This is a genomic window from Priestia sp. YIM B13486 (genome assembly GCF_042787865.1).
GTDB classification, from domain to species: domain Bacteria; phylum Bacillota; class Bacilli; order Bacillales; family Bacillaceae_H; genus Priestia; species Priestia megaterium.
In genome coordinates this window covers 53635-76162 of the sequence record NZ_JBHZOZ010000004.1, presented here as the reverse complement: position 1 = coordinate 76162, position 22528 = coordinate 53635, and the positions used below count along the sequence as shown (strand labels likewise).

Annotated in this window: 22 protein-coding genes, 1 pseudogene and 2 riboswitches; of the genes and pseudogenes, 13 read left to right on the top strand and 10 right to left on the bottom strand. The window is 37.0% G+C overall.

Annotation, left to right across the window (positions count from 1 at the left end; translation table 11 throughout):
- Positions 1-41: 41 nt before the first annotated feature.
- The 12 genes from ACFX4G_RS12395 (at position 42) to ACFX4G_RS12340 (ending at position 14596) form a co-directional block, all read left to right on the top strand.
- A complete protein-coding gene (locus ACFX4G_RS12395; protein WP_251439201.1) occupies positions 42-521 on the top strand; it encodes a lasso peptide biosynthesis B2 protein in 480 nt (159 codons plus the stop codon).
- Positions 518-1690, top strand: a complete 1173-nt coding sequence (locus ACFX4G_RS12390) for a nucleotidyltransferase domain-containing protein (protein WP_377575049.1) — start codon at positions 518-520, stop codon at positions 1688-1690. The genes ACFX4G_RS12395 and ACFX4G_RS12390 overlap by 4 nt, the downstream gene beginning before the upstream one ends.
- 93 nt (positions 1691-1783) lie before the next feature.
- Positions 1784-3577, top strand: a complete 1794-nt coding sequence (locus ACFX4G_RS12385) for an ABC transporter ATP-binding protein (protein ID WP_377575045.1) — start codon at positions 1784-1786, stop codon at positions 3575-3577.
- Between the two features lie 151 nt (positions 3578-3728).
- Positions 3729-4085 carry a helix-turn-helix domain-containing protein gene (locus tag ACFX4G_RS12380; protein WP_102813691.1) on the top strand — a complete coding sequence of 119 codons (357 nt, stop codon included), beginning with the start codon at positions 3729-3731 and terminating at the stop codon, positions 4083-4085.
- A 327-nt stretch (positions 4086-4412) separates the two neighbouring features.
- Positions 4413-6962: an EAL domain-containing protein gene (locus ACFX4G_RS12375; RefSeq protein ID WP_377575040.1), complete on the top strand. Its 2550-nt coding sequence runs from the start codon at positions 4413-4415 to the stop codon at positions 6960-6962.
- 39 nt (positions 6963-7001) lie between these two features.
- Entirely contained in the window at positions 7002-7646 is a 645-nt protein-coding gene (gene folE / locus ACFX4G_RS12370) for a GTP cyclohydrolase I FolE (RefSeq protein ID WP_377575037.1), read from the top strand.
- A 36-nt stretch (positions 7647-7682) separates the two neighbouring features.
- Positions 7683-8612, top strand: a complete 930-nt coding sequence (locus ACFX4G_RS12365; protein WP_098548401.1) for an NAD(P)/FAD-dependent oxidoreductase — start codon at positions 7683-7685, stop codon at positions 8610-8612.
- A 582-nt stretch (positions 8613-9194) separates the two neighbouring features.
- Positions 9195-9278: riboswitch (cyclic di-GMP riboswitch) on the bottom strand.
- A 400-nt stretch (positions 9279-9678) separates the two neighbouring features.
- The gene (pgsB, locus tag ACFX4G_RS12360; protein ID WP_377575034.1) at positions 9679-10866 is read left to right on the top strand and encodes a poly-gamma-glutamate synthase PgsB; all 1188 of its coding nucleotides are present in this window, start codon (positions 9679-9681) and stop codon (positions 10864-10866) included.
- An 11-nt stretch (positions 10867-10877) separates the two neighbouring features.
- Positions 10878-11330, top strand: coding sequence for a poly-gamma-glutamate biosynthesis protein PgsC (pgsC, locus tag ACFX4G_RS12355; RefSeq protein ID WP_014461220.1), 453 nt, complete (start codon positions 10878-10880; stop codon positions 11328-11330).
- Between the two features lie 9 nt (positions 11331-11339).
- The gene (locus ACFX4G_RS12350) at positions 11340-12500 is read left to right on the top strand and encodes a CapA family protein (RefSeq protein WP_377575030.1); all 1161 of its coding nucleotides are present in this window, start codon (positions 11340-11342) and stop codon (positions 12498-12500) included.
- The gene (gene ggt, locus ACFX4G_RS12345; RefSeq protein ID WP_377575027.1) at positions 12501-14150 is read left to right on the top strand and encodes a gamma-glutamyltransferase; all 1650 of its coding nucleotides are present in this window, start codon (positions 12501-12503) and stop codon (positions 14148-14150) included.
- Positions 14151-14173: 23 nt separating this feature from the next.
- Positions 14174-14596, top strand: a complete 423-nt coding sequence (locus ACFX4G_RS12340; RefSeq protein WP_047751495.1) for a peptidoglycan-binding protein — start codon at positions 14174-14176, stop codon at positions 14594-14596.
- A gap of 46 nt (positions 14597-14642) precedes the next feature.
- On the opposite strand, the pseudogene ACFX4G_RS12335 reads toward ACFX4G_RS12340, so the two are convergent.
- From ACFX4G_RS12335 to ACFX4G_RS12310, 6 genes and pseudogenes are all read right to left on the bottom strand, one after another.
- Positions 14643-14756, bottom strand: a pseudogene (locus ACFX4G_RS12335) (flagellin); the annotation flags it as partial.
- Between the two features lie 346 nt (positions 14757-15102).
- Positions 15103-15876, bottom strand: coding sequence for a flagellin N-terminal helical domain-containing protein (locus ACFX4G_RS12330; protein ID WP_063248191.1), 774 nt, complete (start codon positions 15874-15876; stop codon positions 15103-15105).
- A gap of 230 nt (positions 15877-16106) precedes the next feature.
- On the bottom strand, positions 16107-16748 hold the full coding sequence (gene pcp / locus ACFX4G_RS12325) for a pyroglutamyl-peptidase I (protein WP_014461214.1): 642 nt from the start codon (positions 16746-16748) through the stop codon (positions 16107-16109).
- Positions 16749-16762: 14 nt separating this feature from the next.
- Positions 16763-17728 (bottom strand): DUF979 domain-containing protein, encoded by a 966-nt coding sequence (locus tag ACFX4G_RS12320; RefSeq protein WP_377575020.1) that lies wholly within the window; start codon positions 17726-17728, stop codon positions 16763-16765.
- Positions 17729-18433, bottom strand: coding sequence for a DUF969 domain-containing protein (locus tag ACFX4G_RS12315; RefSeq protein WP_377575017.1), 705 nt, complete (start codon positions 18431-18433; stop codon positions 17729-17731).
- Positions 18434-18623: 190 nt separating this feature from the next.
- Entirely contained in the window at positions 18624-19181 is a 558-nt protein-coding gene (locus ACFX4G_RS12310) for an HPP family protein (RefSeq protein ID WP_316911467.1), read from the bottom strand.
- A gap of 231 nt (positions 19182-19412) precedes the next feature.
- On the opposite strand from ACFX4G_RS12310, the gene ACFX4G_RS12305 reads away from it, so the two are divergent.
- On the top strand, positions 19413-20204 hold the full coding sequence (locus ACFX4G_RS12305; RefSeq protein WP_377575014.1) for a histidinol-phosphatase HisJ family protein: 792 nt from the start codon (positions 19413-19415) through the stop codon (positions 20202-20204).
- Between the two features lie 44 nt (positions 20205-20248).
- Here the strand turns inward: ACFX4G_RS12305 and ACFX4G_RS12300 are convergent, their stop codons facing one another.
- The 4 genes from ACFX4G_RS12300 to ACFX4G_RS12285 all read right to left on the bottom strand — a co-directional run bounded on the left by ACFX4G_RS12300 (position 20249) and on the right by ACFX4G_RS12285 (position 22149).
- On the bottom strand, positions 20249-20374 hold the full coding sequence (locus ACFX4G_RS12300) for an anti-repressor SinI family protein (protein WP_102055986.1): 126 nt from the start codon (positions 20372-20374) through the stop codon (positions 20249-20251).
- A 19-nt stretch (positions 20375-20393) separates the two neighbouring features.
- A riboswitch (cyclic di-GMP riboswitch) is annotated at positions 20394-20486 on the bottom strand.
- 364 nt (positions 20487-20850) lie between these two features.
- A complete protein-coding gene (locus tag ACFX4G_RS12295; RefSeq protein WP_154973378.1) occupies positions 20851-21333 on the bottom strand; it encodes a VanZ family protein in 483 nt (160 codons plus the stop codon).
- A gap of 123 nt (positions 21334-21456) precedes the next feature.
- Positions 21457-21585 (bottom strand): DNA-binding anti-repressor SinI, encoded by a 129-nt coding sequence (gene sinI, locus ACFX4G_RS12290; RefSeq protein ID WP_377575010.1) that lies wholly within the window; start codon positions 21583-21585, stop codon positions 21457-21459.
- 210 nt (positions 21586-21795) lie between these two features.
- Positions 21796-22149 carry a helix-turn-helix domain-containing protein gene (locus ACFX4G_RS12285; RefSeq protein WP_374734351.1) on the bottom strand — a complete coding sequence of 118 codons (354 nt, stop codon included), beginning with the start codon at positions 22147-22149 and terminating at the stop codon, positions 21796-21798.
- Positions 22150-22528 lie beyond the last annotated feature (379 nt).

Here is a 22528-nt window from a genome sequence, read left to right as displayed (position 1 = left end):
TTTTATGTGTATTTTATATGAACAATATTGGAGTAGCTGTAATGAAATTGATAAAAAAAGCTAAAAATTTTTTATGCTTAGATACTAGTCAAAAGCTTTTGTTAATAGAAGCCTTTTATTATCTTGCTTACGGAAGAATCCTTAAAGCATTGCCATTTTCAAAGGTTACACCTATGTTAGGTGAGCGTATGAAAGAGAGCAGCATGGATGAAGATAGCTATGAAACTAAAACGTTAAGGCATATTTCAAAAGCTATCTATCAAATGAGCAGATATACTTTTTGGGAAAGTCAATGTCTCGTAAAAGCCTTCGCAGGTATGAAGATGCTAGAAAGGCGTCGTATTGAAAGTACGCTGTATTTGGGTACAGGAAAAGATGAAAACGGGAATTTTATTGCACATGCCTGGCTGCGAAGCGGCTCAACATACGTAACAGGATCAGAGGGAATGGAAAGGTTTACAGTCGTAGGGAACTTCTCTAAAACCTTAAATAATAAAGGAAAGCGAAAGGAAAAACGATGATAGACAAACAATCAATAATTGATACAAGTCAGTCCAAAGAGCTTCATTTTTTATTAACGCTGTTAAGAGAAGAGAACACATCTGAAGAAATCATACCTTTAAAAGAGTTTGATTGGAATCATTTTCTTGAGCTAGTAAAACATCATCGAGTTTGTCCTTTAATTTATATAAGGTTAAAAGATACGCCTGATGCTGTTCCATCGCACGTTATAGAAGTGCTGCTTCAAGAATATAAAAAAAATACCTTTAAGATGCTTCAGTTGAGTGGAGAAATGGAAGCACTAGATAAAGTGTTTAATGAAAATAATATTGAAACGTTGTTTTTAAAAGGGCCACCAGTCGCTTACGACCTGTTCAAAAATATTTCTCTTAGAATGTCTAAAGATTTAGATATTCTAGTGAGAGAGGAAGAACTCGAAAAAGTAGAAAGTATTCTTTTCAGTCTAGGCTATGAAAAGGAAGAAATACCAACTGTGTTAAATGAGATAAAATGGCGCCATCACCACATTGCCTATTATCATCCGGAAAAAAAGATTCAAGTTGAAGTCCATTGGCGGCTGCATCCTCGTTCAATGAAAAGAACGAAGTTTGAGGAACTTTGGAATGGAAAAAGAGAAAGTCAATTAACCAAGCACCCTATATCTTTTATGGGTACAGAGGACTTGCTGCTGTATTTAATTTCTCATGGGGCTCGTCACGGCTGGTTTCGTCTGCGTTGGTTAAAAGATATCGATCAAATGGTAAGGAACAAAGATATCAACTATGTACGTTTTAGGGCACTGGCAATCAAACATCAGCAGAAGCACTTAGTAGGGCAGGCGTTTCAATTAGCTACTCTACTTTTTCAAACGCCGGTACATGAAGAGCTTCAGGATATTGTAAATACAAGGAGAGTTCATCGATTAGCGGAAAAAGCAATTCCTTATATAAAGGAAATGGTTCAATTACATGTGCATCCTCAGCCAAAAAATCTAGAAAAGTCCTATAAAAACTATTTATTCTCGATAAAAACTAAACGACAAAAATGTAAATTTTTCATTATTTCATTTTATCCCAACCCTCTAGACGAACGAACCTTTAGGCTGCCGAAAAATTTGTATTTTTTATATTTCTTACTAAGACCATTTTTGTGGTCGTGGAGAAAACTAAAGAAGCCAGTGTTGTTTTAAACTTTTCTTGCCAAATGGTTAGCATATAAGAACTACGCGCGGGTGGGGTTAATAAGCCATAGGTCAAACCGATAGGAGGCAGGAGAACGTATATTGGAACCGTTATTATATTATATAAAGAAATTGCATTCTTCCACAGGGAAAATTATCTATTTTAATGTTTTTGGAATGGCGGTCGTTAGTTTAATGGAGGGATTTGGTATCTTGCTAATTATCCCGTTGTTAAGCATTGGAGGAGTGATAGAGACAAATGCTGCATCTAGCAAGCTCAGTCAGCTGTTCAACTTTCTTACCATATTGCCGCCGTCTCTGTATTTACCATTAATCTTGTGCATTTATGTGGTAATTATTGTTGGACAAAATCTCCTTCAGAGAAGCTTATCTATTCGAGACGTTAAAGTTAGAGAAAAATTCAGCAGGGACTTAAGAATTGAAATTTACAGCTTGCTTCTTCATTCGAAGTGGGCGTTATTTTTAAGAAAACGAAAATCAACGCTTATTAATCTATTAACTGCGGAGCTGGCACGTGTTATAGGCGGGATTAACTTTTTTCTTCAGCTATTGTCTAATACTATTTTTATGATTATACAATTAGCTATTGCACTCTGGTTGTCTGTTAAAATGACTCTTTTCATTGTGCTGTTCGGCTTAATACTAGGGTATCTTTCAAGAAAGTTCGTACAAAGATCTAGAAACTTAGGGAGCAGAACATCGCAATTAGGAGAAGACTATATGGCTGGAATAACAGACCAGCTTAATGGTATTAAAGATATTAAAAGTAATAAATTGGAATATAGCTATATTGATTGGCTGCGTTCTTTAACTTCTAGAATGAATGCAGAACAAATTGAATATGTAAAACTTAAGTCAAGCTCTCAGCTAGTATATAAAATGAGTGCCGCTATTCTAGTTACAGTATTTATATTTATATCCGTAAAAGCTTTTCACGCTCGGGGCGAGCAGCTTTTGTTAATTATTCTTATCTTTTCTCGACTATGGCCAAGGTTTATTACTATTCAGTCAAACTTTGAACAAATAGCAGCGACTCTTCCTGCTTGCCAGGCTGTTACGAAGCTCATAGAGGACTGCTCTAAAGAACAAGAGTTTAAGCATAAGCAAGCAGATGCACTTTCACTAGTTGCAAAGCCGCAAATAGAGTGTAAAGATGTTTATTTTAGCTACAAAAAAGACAGTCATACTTATGTTTTAAAAGATATTAACTTGACTATTCCTCATAATGAAATGACAGCTATTGTAGGTCCTTCTGGAGCCGGGAAAAGTACGCTTATTGACCTATTAATGGGGCTAAACTCTCCTGAAAGGGGCGAGGTGCTTGTAAATGGTCATCCGCTTAAAGATGAACTTCTACTGTCTTTAAGACAATCCATCAGCTATGTACCCCAAGACTCGTTCTTATTTAACACTAGTGTGAGAGAGAATTTACTGACGGTGAATGAACAGGCTAGTGAAAGAGAATTATGGGAAGCATTAGAATTTGCGATGGCAGATCAGTTTGTAAAAAACTTGCCTCAGGGTCTAGATACTGTTATCGGAGATAGAGGAATGAAGATATCCGGCGGGGAACGTCAAAGGCTTGTTTTGGCAAGGGCTATTCTAAAAAAACCAGCTCTTTTAATTTTAGATGAGGCTACAAGCGCCTTAGATACTAACAATGAGAATAAAATCAAAGAGTCAATTGACCGCTTAAAAGGAAAAGTAACGATTGTTGTTGTAGCTCACAGGTTGTCTACTATACAAGCTGCCGATCAGGTTCTTGTGTTAAAAGAAGGAAAAGTGATTCAAAAAGGGAGCTTTGATCAACTGGCTTATGAAGAAGAAGGTGCGTTTCATAAATTATTAGAAGGACAATTTCAAACTGTCCAATAAAGGTAAGCCATCTTCATTCACCAGCATAATCCATATGACTTTTAACTCACAATAAAATAAAGGCGCAATATTATTACAAGTTTCACTTACAACTATTAATGGTGTTCCTTAAGCTAAATCTACATTTTAATAAGGAGAGTGCTTAATAATAATGATTGGTCGTCGTGTGAAAGAAATAAGAATGCAAAAAAAGCTGTCGCTTTCACAGCTTGCAGAACGTGCTGAAATTGCTAAATCTTACTTAAGCAATATCGAACGTGATATTTGTATCAATCCAACAATTGATGTAGTTGAAAAGCTGGCTAAGGCCCTTAAAGTGCACCCCACTGTTCTTTTAAGCTGGGAAATAAAAGAGCTGGGTTCTGGCATGGGCGATTCTTTCAGCTGTATAAAAAGCCATATCAGTACTTTAGACAGCTTACAGCTTAAAGAACTAAGGGATTCCATTGATATCGTCGTCTGGAAAAGAGAAAAAGTCCCTTTAAGTGACTTAGGCAATTTAATATAAATGTGTTGAAAAGAGGATAGTTTCACAGTACCTTCGCATTTTTAAAAAAAGTTAATTTTACGAAAAGACAAATTTTATACATTGATATTTTTGAGAAAACAGATAGAATATTATAAGAATATAAAATTATTCTATCTGTGTAAATAAAAGTTTTTATATTGAATTATTTTACATATTGTTTTTTGAGAGTAACCAACCGATACGGTTGGTTTTTTGCATAAGATGATTATTTTGTGAAAATTAGAATAAATATACCGATATACAAAAGAATTTATTGTATATTTAAAAATATAAGAGCGTTTTGGTACCAATGGGAGGCCAGCACTTGTGTCTATAAAGAAAAAAATATCTCTGTTTTTTACTTTGCTGGTATTGTGTATTTTACTAGCAAATAACACACTGCATTATATTAGGTCTAAAAATAGATTAATAGATTTTAATCAAAAAGAAATTACTCTGGTAACGGAAGAAATTGCATATGAAGTAGAAAATTCTAAAAACAGCGCGTTGTATATGGAAGATAGAATGGCACAAGAGTTAAGAACAGCTTCAATTGCTATACAACGTTCTCTTCCTTCTAAATATCAGGATGTAAGTAACGAGCAGCTTACAGAGCTAGCAAAGCAGCTTAGAGTATCTCATATTACATTATTAGCTCCTAGGGGAGATGACATTATTGGTGTGAGGTCCTCGGATTCAAAAGAAATCAATATATCTACTAAAGAATGGGGATATTGGTACACGTCTTTTCAAGAGCTTCTGGCTAATAGACCGGTCACTACAAAAAAAGGTGTGGTCCTGCCTAACTTTTGGAGCGGTCCAATTGAAGTAGCTTCTAGCAACCCAAAGCATGTTGATAAATGGGGATACTATTATGATGGTTCCACTAATTATATTATTAATCCTTATTTTCGTGATAAGAATGTAATAGATATCGAAAAACAATTTGGCCCTACTAATGTTATGAATCGTTTTACGAAAAGTTTAGATGGTGTTCTTGAATTAACAGTGTTTAATCCTAATAATTTTGGGAAACAAAATCAAAGCGTCTATTTAAATGGAAATAGATATGTGAAAATGAAAGATCAGCCAATTTGGTATGGAACATATACATATCAAAATACGAATCGCGATAAAGCATTCATTAAAAATGCCTTGAAAACGGGGATGTCACAAAGCTATATTTCAGAAATCAACAAGAAAAAAGTACTGAAAACATTTGTACCAATCAAGGAAGAAAAATCTGCTTCCTACGTAATAGGGGTCGTCTATGATTATGATTTGATTGAAACGGAGCTTCATGATGAATTAGTGAAGCATCTGCTTTTGTCTCTGCCTTTTATCATCCTTGTACTGATCATCAGCATTATTTTTTCTACGTCTATTACACGCCCTATTAAAAATTTGGTGGAGCACGTGAATTATATTGCGAAAGGGAATTTCGGTGAAATATCGACTGTAAGAAGAAGGGATGAACTAGGGGGGCTTATCGAAAATATTAATCATTTATCACATTTCTTGAAAACCTATTTAGATGATTTGAAAAGCAGTCAAGAAGAAAGTGAATTTCATGCGTATCACGATTTTTTAACAGGACTGCCTAATAGAAGGTATTTCAAAGAAGAACTCAATAAGCGTTTAATGGAATCTGAGCAAAAATCAATTAAACATGTAGCCGTACTGTTTATGGATATAGACCGGTTTAAAGACATTAATGATACGTTGGGACATTCAAAAGGCGACCAGCTGATACAGCTTGTAGCTAATAGAATTAAAGCCTGCCTGCCTCCATACAATAGCTTTCTGACAAGGCAGGGGGGAGATGAATTTGTAGTTTTATTCAGTGATTTTCCACCTGTAGAGGTTGAAAAGCTTGCTCGGAAAATTATTTTAGATGTTCAGCAGCCTTGCTATATCGAAAGTGATGAAATAGTTGTAAGTATAAGCAGCGGTTTAAGTTTTTATCCGGAGCATTCTACAAATCTGGATACACTCATTACGTATGCTGACATGGCCATGTATGCTTCTAAGAGGCAGGGAGGCAACAAAGTCATGATTTACCATGAGCTATTAAATGAAAAGCAAACTGAAAAAATGCAGATTGAAAAACGTTTGCGCAAAGCTATTCAGAAAGAGGCTATTGAGGTATACTACCAGCCGAAAGTGGATGCTAGACACAATGCTATAATAGGAGTAGAAGCTCTTGTGCGCTGGCATGATGAAGAGCTTGGTTTTGTTTCGCCTGAGGTATTTATTGGTATAGCAGAAGAGGCGGGTTTAATTCATTCGTTATGGGAAAGTGTGATGAATATAGCCTGCTGTCAAATCAGCAAGTGGAATAAAATGTTCAATCAAGAATTAACACTGGCTATGAATTTTTCACCACGCCAATTTCAAGATTCATCTTTATTAGTTCACGAGGTCAAAGCTGCTCTCTCTTCGTATAAACTTAACCCAGAAAGTTTTGAAATGGAGATCACTGAAGGTACACTGCTTATTAATACACAAGAAACAATTAAGGCTTTACATGAACTAAAAGAATATGGTATATCAATTTCTATCGATGATTTTGGTACAGGTTATTCTTCGTTGAGTTATTTGAAAAATTTACCTATAGATTGTTTAAAAATTGATCGATCCTTTATTATGGATATGAACGAAGATGACAGCAACCGTAAAATTATACAAGCAATTATCAGCTTATCTCAAAGCTTAAATTTAAATGTAATTGCAGAAGGCGTCGAGCTAGAATATCAAAAAGATTTTCTGCTTGAAAATGGCTGTGTGCATATGCAAGGATACTTATTTAGTCGACCGCTATGCGCAGCAGGCTTTGAATCGCTTTTTTGTAGTGGCGATGACCAAAGCATCGACTAAGATAAAAAAGTAACTGAAAAGGGAAGAGGAAATAGAAACATGACACTTAGTACACAAAATTTAATTGCTCAAAAATTTTTAGAAACAGTAGGCACGAATTCAACTGAAATAGATAAAAAAATAGGTCAAGCTGACACATTTATGAATGCGGTAAAAGAACTAATCGATTTATGCGGAGATAATCCGGAAAGAGACGGCCTTGAAGAGACGCCGTACCGCGTGTTAAAGGCATTTTTAGAATACACGGAAGGCTACCGAGAAGATCCGAAAGCTCATTTGGAAAAAACATTCGATGTGAATCACAACGAACTGGTGTTGATACGAGATATCGAGTTTCATTCAATGTGTGAACATCACTTTGCGCCGTTCTTTGGCGTTGCTCACGTTGGGTATATACCGGATAAAAAAATTACAGGTCTTTCTAAAATCGCTCGTACGGTAGAAGGATATGCAAAAAGATTTCAAGTTCAAGAACGTTTAACAAATGAAATTGCGGATGCAATCGAAGAAATTTTAGACCCTAAAGGAGTGATGGTGATTATTGAAGCGAAGCATATGTGCATGTGCGGAAGAGGAATTAAAAAATCTTCAGCTTCTACAGCCACTTCATCTGTTCGAGGAACATTTATGGAAAAACCAGAGGTTAGAGGAGAATTTTTATCTCTTTTACAGCGACAAATGTAGTGATAGAAGCTGAGAAGTAGAAGCGAGGTAAGTTGTATGCGACACGTTGATGTACTAATCATTGGTGGAGGACCGGCCGGCATTTCAGCTGCTATATGGTGCAAGAGACTGGGGATTGACTGTTTGCTTCTTGAAGAACAGTCACAATTAGGAGGCCAGCTGTTTAACATCTTTAATGAAATTATTGACTACCCTGGAATGCGTACAAAGAACGGAATAGAAATGCAGCGTGAAATGGTGAAACACTTTGTTGAGATGGACTGCCTATATGAAGTAAATACAAAAGTACTTTTCATTGATGAACGTTCCAAAACTGTGAAAGTTAAGAAGCAAGCTAAAAAACAGGAAATCTGCTATACGTATCTCATTTTAGCCACGGGTTCTAGTCAGCGAAAGCTGGGAGTACCCGGTGAGCAGCAAATGATTGATCGAGGAGAAGTATACTCTGCTTCAGCAGACGGCGAACGGTTAAAGGGTAAAACAGTTGCTATTATCGGCGGAGGAGACCGCGCTTTTGAAGGAGCACATCTTTTATCATCAAAAGCAAGAGAAGTATATCTTATTCACCGTTCTACGCGTTTTAAAGCAAGAGAGCAGTATGTTGAAAGGGTTATTTCTAACCCTTGTATTAAAGTCATGACTGATACCGAGGTGACAGCAATCCATGGGGATCGTCATGTTACATCCATTGATTTAGAGAGTAAGAACAAAGAATATAAGAACTTGTTAGTAGATGCGATTCTAATCAGGCTGGGCGTAGCACCTAACGTTGAGCTCATTAAAGGAAAAGTAGCTACGGCACAAAATGGGCTTATTGTTACTGACGACGTGCATCAAAGCAGTAATCCATTTATTTATGCAATCGGAGATGCGTGTACGACTCCTTTATTTTCAAGTATCAGCTCCTCAGCTGGCCAAGGAACAATCGTAGCCAAGCATATATCAAGTCTATTAACTGAGGCTTAATAAATTAAAAAGCATCTATCAGCTTGATAGATGCTTTTTTACGTACCGTAATAAAAAAAACACAAGAGAACAATATTTATAGGCAAACAAATTATTAGGAAAAAAGGGATGTACTTTTGAGGCACAATACTTATTTTTTTAATTAGAATATACTCGGTGGTGGCATTAAAAAGAAACATGATCGAAGATAGTAACACATAAGGCCCTACGTCTTGCTGAAATGAACGAGTAAAAAGAGGTGAGAAAAGCAGTAAAAAGGTAGCGATTTGAAAAGAACCTCTAGAAAATAGGTAATGTTTTTTAGCAATGTAATTCAAGTTATCCCTCCTTATATGTGTTATTTTACCAAATAAAAAAATAGAAATGAAGCACATAAAGGTATTTGATCATAAAGCTGATAAGGAGGTAAATAAAATCTATTAACTTATTAACCAAGAATATAGACTATAGAAAATTAGCTTATCCGCTACATACACTAGATATAAGCTGATTTTCCAACATTTCTATCATGCCTGAAAGGGTTTCCTAAGCGTCCAAATTTGATAAAGCATGTATAGTGACTGGTAAATAGTCGGATATGTTAGTAATACCCAGCCGTCATATTCATAAGACCTTAGACCCTAAGTTTTTTGTCCCAGCCTTTCACCTGGTTTGTCCTTGTCTTTACAAGGATCAAATTGTTTCTTTTAAAGAACATAAATGCCCGAAAAATAAACTTTATAATGAATGTTATTTTATATTTTACCATATAAATAGGCTTTTTTTACCTAAAAACATACAATGATAATCGCCTGATTTTTTGTTTGACTTGGGTTTTTAAGACTATAAGTGAATTAGTTTTCTTAGGATTGTCTAAATGGAAGAGTAATAGGGATATAAAGATTTTCAATTACTAGTAAATAACATAAATTACATTTAATTCTCTTATTGATAAACTTAGCTAGGTATGATTAACTATAAAAGTTAAGTAAAAAATTTGAAATATAGGGCGAAATTATAATTATTTTTATGGTTGAAGCTTCCTATTAAAACAAAAGCTAGTCGAAATAAGGAGGAAACAATCGAAATGGTGCTTAGTATTATTTTAATCTGTTTGTTTCTAGTCTTTGCTTATGGAGCATGGGAACAGGTTAAACATCAAAAAAATATCGATTCTATTCCGGTAAGAATAAATATTAACGGCATTCGCGGAAAATCAACAGTTACTAGATTAATAACTGGAATCGTAACAGAGGCTGGATACAAAACTATAGGAAAGACTACAGGAACTTCAGCTAGAATGATTTATTGGTTTACAGATGAAGAGAAGCCAATTGTCAGACGACCTGAAGGGCCGAATATAGGAGAGCAAAGACGCGTCGTAAACGAGGCAGCAAAACTCGAGACTGAGGCATTAGTCAGTGAATGTATGGCGGTGAATCCTGATTATCAAATTACTTTTCAAGAAAAAATGCTTCAAGCAAATATTGGAGTTATTGTAAATGTATTAGAAGATCATATGGATGTTATGGGACCAACACTGGACGAAGTGGCAGAAGCTTTTCTACCAACGATTCCTTACAAAGGGCATTTAATTACGATAGATGGTCCGTATCTTGAGTATTTTAAAACAGCAGCTGCAAAAAGAAGAACAAAGGTAATTGTGGCAGATAATTCAAAAGTTACAGATGAGTTCTTAAGAAAATTTGATTATATGGTATTTCCAGATAATGCATCGCTTGCGTTAGCGGTAGCAGAAGCGTTAGATATTCCAGAAGAAGTTGCATTTCGAGGAATGCTGAATGCTCATCCAGATCCTGGTGCAATGAGAATTACCCAGTTTGGAGATCCGAAAGCACCTGCGTTTTTGGTGAACGGATTTGCTGCAAACGATGCTGCTTCAACATTGAGAATTTGGGAAAGAGTAGGAGAAGTTGGATATTCAGTAGATTCGCCGATTGTAATCATGAACTGCCGCCCCGATCGTGTAGATCGTACAGAGCAGTTTGCTCGGGATGTTTTACCATATATTAATACGGACATTTTAGTGCTGATTGGGGAAACAACGAGTCCTATAATGGATGCTTATAATGAAGGAATGATTCCGGCAAAAGAAATTTGGAATCTTGAAGGTCATAGTACAGAAGAGATAGTCGATAAACTAAGACCTGAGTTACATAATCGAATGATTTACGGAGTAGGAAATATTCACGGTGCTGCTGAGCCGTTAATTGAAGCAATGAAGAATTATGAACATATTGAGGAAGTTGTCTAGGAGGAAAGTGCATGTTTGGCTCGGATTTATATGTAGCGTTGGTATTAGGGGTTATTTTAAGTTTAATTTTTACAGAAAAAACAGGTATTATTCCTGCAGGGCTAGTTGTTCCAGGTTATATTGGCTTAATTTTTGATCAGCCGGTTTTTTTAGTTATGGTATTAATTATTAGTCTATTAACCTATGTCATTGTAAAACACGGAATTGGAAGGTTTGTGATTTTGTACGGTCGCCGAAAATTTGCTGCCATGTTAGTAGTGGGAATTTCACTGAAACTAATATTCGATTATTTCTATCCTGTTATGCCTTTTGAAATCTATGAGTTTCGCGGTATAGGGATCATTGTTCCTGGCTTAATTGCAAATACGATTCAAAAGCAAGGGTTGGCAATGACGATGGGAAGCACGCTTTTAATCAGCGGTGCTACATTCAGCTTAATGTTTGTATACAACTTTTTTATTTAGGGTGATTTGATGGATAGGAAATTGGATTTTAAAGAAAAGTTACTAAAATTTATAAAATCAACAAAAAAGAATACAGATAAACATGTATGGATTACACTGGCCATTTTGGTAGTTTTCATGTACGGAGCTATTTGGATCAGTAAGCCAAGTGAAGCAGTAGAAAACAATACCAAAGATGATTCATTAGTAACAGCAACAATGGTTGGAGACATTATGCTCGGACGCAATGTTGAAAAGGTAACAAATCGTCAGGGACAAGACTATCTATTTCGTGATGTAGAATCTTATTTTAAAAACTCAGATTACTCTACGGCAAACTTTGATCATCCAGTAACAGCGAATGACGAATATCCAGCGCAAGATAAACCCATTGTACTACGAACTGATGAGCAGTCTGTAAAGACCTTGAAGAATCTTAATCTTTCCGTCTTGAATGCAGCAAACAGTCATTCTATGGATTACCTTGAGCAAGGATTAAATGATACGGTGAAGGCATTTAACCAGTCTAAAATGGACTTTGTAGGAATGGGGAGAAATCTCGAAGAAGCTAGCAACATTAACTATCAAACGGTTAATGGAATTAAAATAGCTACCCTAGGCTTTACGGATACATATACTGCTTATTCAGCTGCGAATGACAATGATCCGGGAATTCTTCCTGCTAAACCAGAAATCTTTATTCCGCTTATTCAAGAAGCAAAAGAAAAAGCTAATTTAGTTGTCGTGCATGCGCACTGGGGAGAAGAGTACGACACAACGCCTTCTCCTAGACAAAAAGGATTAGCAAAAGCAATGGCAGATGCGGGAGCTGATATTATCATAGGGCACCATCCGCACGTGCTGCAGCCGATTGATACGTACAAAAATACTGTGATTTTTTACAGCTTAGGAAATTTTGTATTTGATCAAGGGTGGTCAGCATCACGAGAAAGTGCGCTCGTGCAGTATAAGTTGAAAAAGGATGGAACAGCTAGATTTGAAGTTACGCCCTTACTCATTAAAGAAGCTACGCCTACGCTTTTAAGTAAGTGGGACGCGTATTACAAAGAAAAAATCTTTAAACGTTTGACTAAAACTTCTTCAAGTGCTCTTGCTATCAAAGAGGAAAACAACAAGTTAGTCTTTACGGTCGACCACTCTAGAGTAGTAAAAAAGGGGTTAGCTGAATAAATGAAGCGAAAATGGATTTACTGGTTGATATTCCTCATAGCTATTGCAGCTGGAGGGTATGCTGTTTTACAGCAATTTAATAGTCAAACAGATAATAAACTATATAAAAAAATTAATAAATTCGAGTCTAGCCAAGCAATTAAGAATGGCTCTGGTGAGTATGGCGTAAGTTCTTCAAATTCAATTGCTGTTGAAGTTGGAACAGACGTTTTAGAAAATGGAGGTAACGCAGTAGATGCTGCTATTGCCGTTTCATATGCTTTAGGTGTTGTAGAGCCTTACGGATCAGGTATTGGAGGAGGAGGAGGGATGCTCATTCTTCCTGGCAATCAATTAGACAAGCCTACCTTCTTTGATTACCGAGAAACAAGTCCAATTTCAACTGAAGGTTCTGAAAAAAAGATAGGTGTCCCTGGATTTGTAAAAGGAATGGAAGCTATTCATGAAAAATACGGAAGCAAAAACATGGACCAATTAATCGCCCCAGCTATTAAGCTAGCTAACGATGGTTTTCCAGTTGGTCAGCAGCTTTCAGAGCGTCTAAAAGGTGCGCAGTACCGCCTATCAGAAGCGGAAATTCCTAATTTCTTCCCTAGAAACAAGCCGATTGAAGAAGGTAAAACGCTCAAGCAGCCTGAACTTGCCGAAACGCTTGAGCTCATTAAAGAAAAAGGTTCAGACGTCTTCTATAATGGCGAACTTGCCGAAGAAATGGCAGAGGACGTGCCAGGAATACAAAAAGAAGATTTAGAAAAGTATTCTGTGAAAGAAAGAGAACCTGTTCACGGAGAATTTGCCGGCTATGATGTTATTTCTGCGCCTCCTCCATTTTCTGGGATTACGCTGATACAATCCTTGCAAATGGCTGAAATGCTAAATATTCAAAAGACAGAACAAGATACGGCGCTTTTTACACATGTTACTTCTGAAATTACAAATAGAGCTAATAGTGATCGTGTCGCCCATATTGGAGACCCAGCTTTTTCTGATATAGATGACGAAGCGCTAACGACAAAAGAATATTCAAGGAAGCTTGCACAAGATCTTTCGTTAAATAAGCTATCCGATAAGTATAAGCTTAAAGGCGATGAACTTGAAGAAGAACATATTAGTACGACGCATTTTGTTGTAACAGATAAAGAAGGAACGGTTGTATCCGTTACAAATACACTCAGCAACTTTTTTGGTTCAGGAGAAAATGTAGAAGGGTTTTTCCTTAACAACAATTTGAATAACTTTAATAACACAAAGACCTCTCTTAATTATTACGAGCCTGATAAGCGTTCACGAACGTTTACGGCACCTACTATTCTTAAAAAAGATGACGAGGTTATCGGGATTGGAACGCCTGGAGGAAGCAGAATACCTATGATGCTTACGGAAGTTTTGGTTCGCCACCTTTTATTTAAGGATTCTTTACAGGATGCAATTGATGCACCAAGGTTTTCAATAGAAAATAACCATCTGTATACCGAATTTCAATATCCTACGAGTGTAAGAGAAGAACTAGAAGGAATGGGATATGACGTGAAGGAGAAGAGCTCTGCTATTTACTACGGCGGTATACAAGCGATTGTTATTAATCAAAAAAACAATCGTATTTACGGAGCAGCAGACCCTAGAAGACAAGGAACTTGGAAAGTTAAATAATTATGTATTCAAAGGAGAGTACCATGACTATTGTAAGAAATCTTATGAAAATATTTGTTCCTATTATTATCGTGGCAGGATTCTTTTTTATTATGTCTAACTTCAAACATACACAAACATTAAGCAGTGCTGAAGAAAAAAGAATTAAAGAATACGCAAGCCTTATGCAGCAGGCTAAAGCTAAAGAAGAAGATAAAACTCAAATTCTATCGCTTAGCAGTGTAGCTGCTCTTGGCAAGGGTTCAGCAGGAGAAGAAGTTAAAACAGTTCAAAAATCTTTAGGTCTTAATCCAGACGGTTACTTTGGTTTAGAAACAGAACAAGCGGTAAAAGAGTTTCAAGTGAAGAACGGTTATACGGCAGATGGAGTAGTAGGACCTCAAACGTGGGATGCGCTAGTAAATACGAGTAAAGATACTGCGGCATCTACTAGTAATAGCTTATAACATTTATATAAAAAAGCGAGCTTTCTTAGGAAAGCTCGCTTTTTTATTAACGTAGTAATTGAAGTACGCCTTGTGGCTGCTGGTTAGCTTGACTTAGCATAGCTTGAGAAGCTTGAGATAGAATTGAATTCTTTGTTTGTTCCATCATTTCTTTCGCCATCGTGCGAACATTTGCTTTCACAAATGACTAGACTATATCTTCACCCTCTAAAAAAGCAGGGGCCGGGCACTTCGGATATTAATATACGGAACGGCATATTGAATACCTACGGATTTCATCGTCATAGCACACATTGCCTTAGACGGTTTATCCTAGTCGTTGAACTGTCTCCAGAGTTTCCTCACAGGAGCTTAGCTGCTGATTGCCCAATCTTTTCTTTTTTAAAACCGTTACGTCTGTCGTTTCCAACTACGCTGTGGTAAGAAAAGCTCTCAGGGGTTTCCAGCAATTCACCCGGTTATACTCACTAGCCGTTACCAGCTAGGACGACTGTGCTTTTTGCTGCTTACGCTGCTAAAGCATAATCTACGTCGCGAATTCTTGATTCAGACGCTGTTAGGTTTTCAGATGATGTACTTAGGTTATTAATAGTATGATCCAAACGGTTTTGAGTGGCACCTAGTCCAGAACGCTGCTCTGACACTTGGTTAATAGCACCATCAATAATAGCTAATTGATCATCAAAAGATGTAGTAGCAAAATCTTTGACGTTAATGCTATTAACAAAAGCATCCGCTGCACCGTCTGAATCAGTATCTGCTCCTAAAGCTCCAGCACTCATATCTCCAATTTTTAAATTTACCTGCTGTCCTGCGTTCGCGCCAACTTGCAGCGTAATATCCAAGCTACCATCCAACAGGTTTCGACCATTAAATTGTGCTCGATCAGAAATTCCTTTGCTGTCAGTTTCTCCACCGATTTCTTCAATTAATGAGCCGATTTCATCTTGAATAGCATCTAGATCTTCAGTTTTGTTTGTACCATTACCTGCTTGAACTACTAATTCACGCATACGCTGAAGAATATCATGTGTTTCATTTAAAGCACCTTCTGCAGTTTGAATTAACGAAACACCATCTTGCGCGTTGCGAGAAGCTTGATCTAGCCCGCGAATTTGTCCACGCATTTTCTCTGAGATAGCTAATCCAGCTGCATCATCAGAAGCACTGTTAATACGCTGACCTGAAGATAACTTCTCCATTGATTTTGCCTGAGCGTTATTCGCATTGTTAAACTGACGGTACGTGTTTAAAGCTGTAATATTGTGATTAATTCTCATTTTCCTTACCTCCGTATAATGGTTTTACTTCTTGGTTTACATCCTTGTATACAAGAAGTGTCCCGTTTTAAAACGGGATAAAAGTAATTGAACATCCTTGGAAAATATGTTCATACTATATATCGACTGAGAGAGAAGGTTGTTTATAGCTTTTATTAATTTATTTAATGAAAAATTTGTATGTATATAAAAAGAAAAACCAGCTCTCTACATGAGCTGGTTTTTTAGTATTAATGAGTAGCGCCGCCTGAAACTAAAATATCATCTTCCGTTACAATTGTAGTTTTGATGATAGAAAGCAGTCCCTTCACAATCGAATCCAGCGCCATACTTGCTTTCCCTGGATGATGCACAGCTTGTTCAGGAAGATAAGGAATATGCACAAACCCGCCTTTAATTGAGCAGTTTTGAATCATGTTCATCAGCCCGTAAAATACGTGGTTACAGACAAACGTTCCAGCAGTTTGAGAAACGCTGCTTGGAATGCCTGCTTGGCGCAGGTTTTCGACAGCGGCTTTGATGGGCAGTGTCGAAAAATATGCTGCAGGTCCATTTACGATAATAGGGCGATCAATGGGCTGCTGGCCGATGTTGTCAGGAATCCGCGCGTCGTCCACATTAATAGCAACGCGTTCGACCGTAATTCCTTCTCGGCCGCCTGCTTGTCCAACGCAAATTACGATAGAAGGGCTGATGTCTTCTATATACGTATGAAGCTTTGCAATTGATTCGCCAAACACAGTAGGAAGAGGCTTAGCGATAATGTGATAGTCTTCGACAGCTACGCCGTCTAAGGCTTTGACAGCTTCTAAAGACGGGTTAATACTTTCACCTTCAAACGGTTCAAAGCCGGTTAGTAATACAGTTGTCATTCTACTAGTCTCCTTTAAAAGTGATATACAAGGTAGTACATTAATAGTGTATTAACAACAAAAACGGATAGCGCAATCGGCACTTGAGCTTTAATTACGGCATTTTTGTCTTTTAATTCAAGCAGCATGGCAGGTACGATATTAAAGTTAGCTGCCATTGGCGTTAACAGCGTGCCGCAGTAGCCAGCAAACATGCCAAGAGCTGCCATAATGGCTGGGTTTCCTCCGTGCATATGTACAATCAGCGGAAGACCAATACCTCCCGTAATAACGGCAAACGCCGCGAAGGCATTTCCCATTACAATTGTAAATAGCAGCATTCCTAGACAATAAGCCAGCACAGCAACAAACGCATAGTTAGTTGGCAAAATATCACTTACAATATCTGAAACGACTGTTCCAACGCCTGACTTTGAAAAGATGCCGCCAAGCGCAGCAAGCATTTGCGGTAAAATAACCGCCCAGCCTACTGCTTGAAGCAAGCGGCTTCCTTCTTTAACAGGTACGTCCATTTTTGCTTTGGTGACGCCCATTGAAGCGATAAACGCAATAACAGCTGCGATTGCTAATGAAATTAACGTGACTTTTTCTGGGTCAATTAATGCCCAGTTTCCAAACTTGATCTTGCCAAAAAGAAGGGTACCGATAATCGTAAAAATAGGAATAAATAAAGCCGGTAAAAAGATTTTGTTTTTTAATCGCTGCGCGTGAGCCGTTCGTTCTTCAGCAGGTGTTTCAGCTTCATTAGACTTAGTTACTCGGTTAAATGAAGCAAGCAGCACCATGATAATGACCAAACATCCTATATAAAAAGGCGGAATCACGTTGCCAAATAAAAACGTAACGGAAAACAGCGCCCAAAATAGGGAAGATCCTAAACGGTTAGGATGGTTGTGGTCGCGTGCAATTCGAATCGCGATAAAAGCGACAATAATACCGAGTAAGTAGTAAATTGTATCGAGCGTCAAGATGCTTTTCATTTAGCTTGCCTCCGTCTTTGAAGATGATGTTGGTTTGTGCTTCGTCATTTTTTTATGAATACGTCGGTCTAGCTGAAGGAAACGAAGGGCACTGATCAGCAGCGCTGCGATGGCTGTTGGAATACCCCAAAGCGCCATATCCCAGACGTCAACGTGAATGCCTACGGAGTCGAAGAATCCTTTCATTAAAAGAATTCCACCCGTAGCGATAAAGATATCTTCGCCGAAAAACCAGCCCGTATTTTCAGCTGCCGCGGCATGAGCGCGAATATCTTCTTTTACTTTAGGCGGAAGCTCTCCGTATTTTGCACGAGCAGCGCCTTCAGACATAGGTGCGACTAACGGACGCACAGACTGAGCATGTCCTCCAATATTTAATCCAACTGCGGCTGAGATTTCACGGATAAAAAGATATATAAGTAAAACATTTCCAGAAGAAGCGTTTTTCGCTTTTTTAATCAGTACTTCCGCTTGTTCTTTTAACCCGTATTTTTCTAACACGCCAAAGATAGGAAGAGTAAGTAAAATAGCCATAGACATATAGCGGTTATCTACAAAAAATTGGCCGAACATTGTAATTACTTCATGAAGTGACAAACCTGACACAAGGCCAGTCACGATGCCTGCAACAGTTACTACAAGCAGCGTGTTTAAACGAAATAAAAATCCCGCTGCCACTAGCAAAACCCCGATTAATTTCAACATGAAAAATCCCCCTTAAGTATGTATAAATCGTGCTGTAAATTCACCTCCAATGCTTTTCTAAAAAAACAAAGACGTCTTGAGTATAAACAATTCTGAAAATTAAAACAAGATACTTGAGGCATAAAATAGTTTGATTAGTGAAATAAGTGTAAAAGAAAAAAGCTTTGGAATTTTATATTCCAAAGCTTTTTTAAACCCAATACCTGGGATACTGCCGGTCTTGAAATAAATTATTATACACGGTAGAAATCAGCACCACCACACAAGCACAAAGTATAATAACCCCTAAAAATCCCCAACCCGCTCCTGTGTTAATCGCTACAATCGCACTAGCCGCCGCGGGAGGATGAACGGTTTTGGTAAGAATCATTAAAATAAGAACAAAAGCCAGCACAATGGCGATAGTGATTAGACTTCGATGAAATAAACTCCAAATAATAAGTGCTGAAACCGTTGCGAGCAAGTGCCCTCCAAGCACGTGACGAGGCTGTGATAAAGGCCCTTTATGAGCACCGAAGACAAGTACGCAGGTTGCGCCAATTGGAGCGAGTGCCATTGGATAACCCAGCGCTAGTGCAATCGCGCTGCTGATGATAATCGCAATTAAGCCTCCAATAGAAGAAACGACCGCGTCTCTATAATTGATTTTCGCTTCTTCTTTTAATTCTCCTTTCATCTTTTTCGTATAAGAGCTTAGGTAAGACAGAAAGGGGCTTTTTGTTTGTGAAAAACTTTTTTCAAATTCCATTTCTTATTTCCTTTCCCTTGTGTAAGTAAAAGTTGTTTGTCAAGTTGTATGTCAGAACCTCTGCTATATTAAGTTAGTTTATAAGAAAAGAAGGATTACTGGAAGAGGAAAAATATCTTTTTTTATTGGAAATACTTTTTATGAACGAAAAAAGGCGGGATAAGGGGGAAAAGGGTATCTATGTGCAGTAAGTGCAGGAGAGATGTATAATAAACCTAGAGGTGACTAATTATGTATCTAGTAGACTACCATCATCACACAAATAATTCATTTGACTCACAGGCAGTTATGAAAGAAGTGTGCGAGCAGGCTGTAAAAAACGGCATAAACGAAATTTGTTTTACCGAACACTTTTCATTAAATCCATTAGCACCAACATACGGTCATATGGATTTTGATAAATATGAACGAGAACTAGCGGAATGCAGAGATCAGTTTCAAGATCAGCTAGTGATTAAAAAAGGAATTGAAGTTTGTGAGCCGCACTATTTAAAAGAAAAATATCAAAAAACAATGAAGCAGGAGAACTTTGATTTTATTTTAGGATCAGTTCATAACATTAATAACATCAAGCTACGTAAACATTTGGAGCTGAACGATAAAGAAGCAATTTACCGCGCTTATTTTAACGAAATGTATAAGCTAGTAAGCGAAGCGGATATTGATGTCTTGGCTCATTTAGATTTAATGAAGCGCTATGCGTTTGAGCAATACGGGATATATGACTTTGATCAATTTAAAGATATTCTTACGGATATTTTGAAAAAAGCAATTGATCGCAATATCGGAATTGAAATTAACACTTCAGGCATAAGAGGGAAGCTGGGAGAAGCGCTGCCTGCTCTTGAAGTCGTTGGACTGTACCGCGATTTAGGAGGAGAAATCTTAACGGTTGGATCTGATTCACACTTTGCCGAAACTGTCGGAGCGCATATGAAAGATGCAATTGAGATGGCGAAACAGTGCGGATTTACGGAGATTTATACGTTTGACCAGCGTCAGCCAAAAGGAATAAAAATATAAGTGATAGTAAAAGCACGCTTCAATATAAAAGAAGCGTGCTTTTACTATTGGTTGTTCTTATTCGTTAATAAGAATTCTCGGACGTCTTCTATTTTTAATCCGAGTTCATGAGCGGCTTTTATTAGATCAATCCATTCCTGATCTACTGCTAATTTTTTATCTGTGTTCATCACTATTCATCCACCCTTGTCAGGGAACCCAGCCATCTTAGCATGTTGTAAACATTACCTTAGACCTGAAGCTTTGCGTCACTGCTTTTCAGCAGCTTTGCCTTTATCTGAATAAATTTTTTTAATAACTATTATTATTTTAGTGGAAAACTAGCAGAAATGGTGTCGAAATAGGTCGAGGTTTTAAAAAAACATTTTACATCCATCTTTATATCCTAAAACGGGTGGATAGTAAAATGATTGAACTAGAAAACGAATGTTTTTGTTGATTCACAAGTTGTTATTCATACGCAGTGTTCAAAATAAAAGAAAGAAACACAATAAGGAGAGATGAACATGAACTAGGTAAATACCTACAAGGCGTGGAGAGGCTTGGGAGACCTACAGCCACAATTAAAAGCAAAGCTGCAGCAGAAGGTATTTAAACGAATAGAGATCCATAAAACCATAAAAAAATGAACCCTTTCTATCGGGGTTCATTTTTTTATGGAAGAACTATACTTGTTTCTTTCGGCTCTTCTGTGCTTTGTTTTACTTTTATATAGAAGAAATAAAAACAAAGCCCCTCCAAATGAGTCAATAAGTACATCTACAATTCGGCCGTCTCGGCCAATAATAAAAGCTTGGTGAACCTCGTCCAAAAAAGCAAAGCACGCAAGCAAAAGTCCTGCTTTTACATAGCGCCCAGGCTTTTCTTTTAAGTTCCAATAAATTAAAACAGCTAATATACCAAAAAAGGAAATATGAGCAATTTTACGAAGGATAAACTCTAGATTAAATCCGTAGCTGTAGGAAGTATAAAACTCACTGCCCGGTTTTAAAATAGACCAAAGCGTAGCGTTATGGTCCCAAACAGAAGAATTACTCCAGCTGCTTGGATCTGTGACCTGTAAATGAGGTGTGTGGGAAAAATGAGCGATGCTAAGCATCATTAAGATAACAGCGATTTTTTTTATCATGATGACATTTCCTTTATTTTACTTGATTGTATTAGCTTAAGGAAAAAAAGAGAAAAAAGCAAGAAATTTAAGTATTGATAACAAAATTTTTAAACGGCCCAGCATAAAAGAAGCAAAATTCAGTTAATTTTGTTTACTTTCTTGAACAAACTTCTTTATCTCCTCAATGGACAAGCCCATTTCATAGGCTTGTTTCATGAGTAAAATCCACTCTTTCTCTAAATCTACTTTTTCTTTTAATTTGTCAGTCATGATTATTCCTCCCCGGACCTTAAGGAGTAAAGCTGTCGTGGTTGAAAAAGCTCTCGATACTAGCCTTACTTACTTTTATTAACAATTATACAAACAATCGATTTTACTTTGCAAATATTATACAGAATATAGTTATAAAGGATTATTTATAAATGAGTAGAAATAGGCAAAAAGAAGTTAATCTGAGTAGTGTAGCGCAGTGTTTTTTACTTAATGCCCAGAATCCTTAACCGCCTGCAGATTTTTTTTGAAGGACAGGTACTGATAGAATTCGATAAAATCCTCCTTGGTCATGCCTTGACCTATAGCTTTATTTAACAGCTCCATCCATTCTTCTGTAACATAAGGAGTAGCTTCTACATGTTCATTTGTTTCATCAATTAAATAATCAACGCTTGTGCCCAAAGAAGCAGCAATTTTATGAAGCATCTGCAGGGAAGGGTTTGAATTTGAACCCTTTTCAATTTGTGAAAGGTAGGATTTTGATATTTGTGCTTTCTCCGCCAGTCTAGTAATAGAATAACGTTTTTGCAGTCTCATTTCTTTAATGCGATCACCGATCACGTGAAAACCTCTCCTTTATATGTAGCATCTGTTGTTCATTATAAAGGATTTTTTTATGTTTTCAATATAAAAATGTTAAAAAAAAACGTTAAAATCACCTTTTCGTTCTTTTTTAAGAACAAAAAGGTGTTTGTCTCTAATTTTTATGTCTAGTCATTATCTTCTTTACTGGAATTTTTAAGTGCTTATTTATATAGAGAAAACATATGATAAATCGGTTTTATTTTGTTCTTGTAAGGAACTTTAATTGGCACAATAGGAAGAAATATATTCCAATAGAAGGTTGTCTATAGAAAAGGAGAGATCCATAAAAAAATTTAACTCCATTAAAGCTTTAAATACTTTGTATACGAAAATTAAATTAGTGAAAATAGAAAAA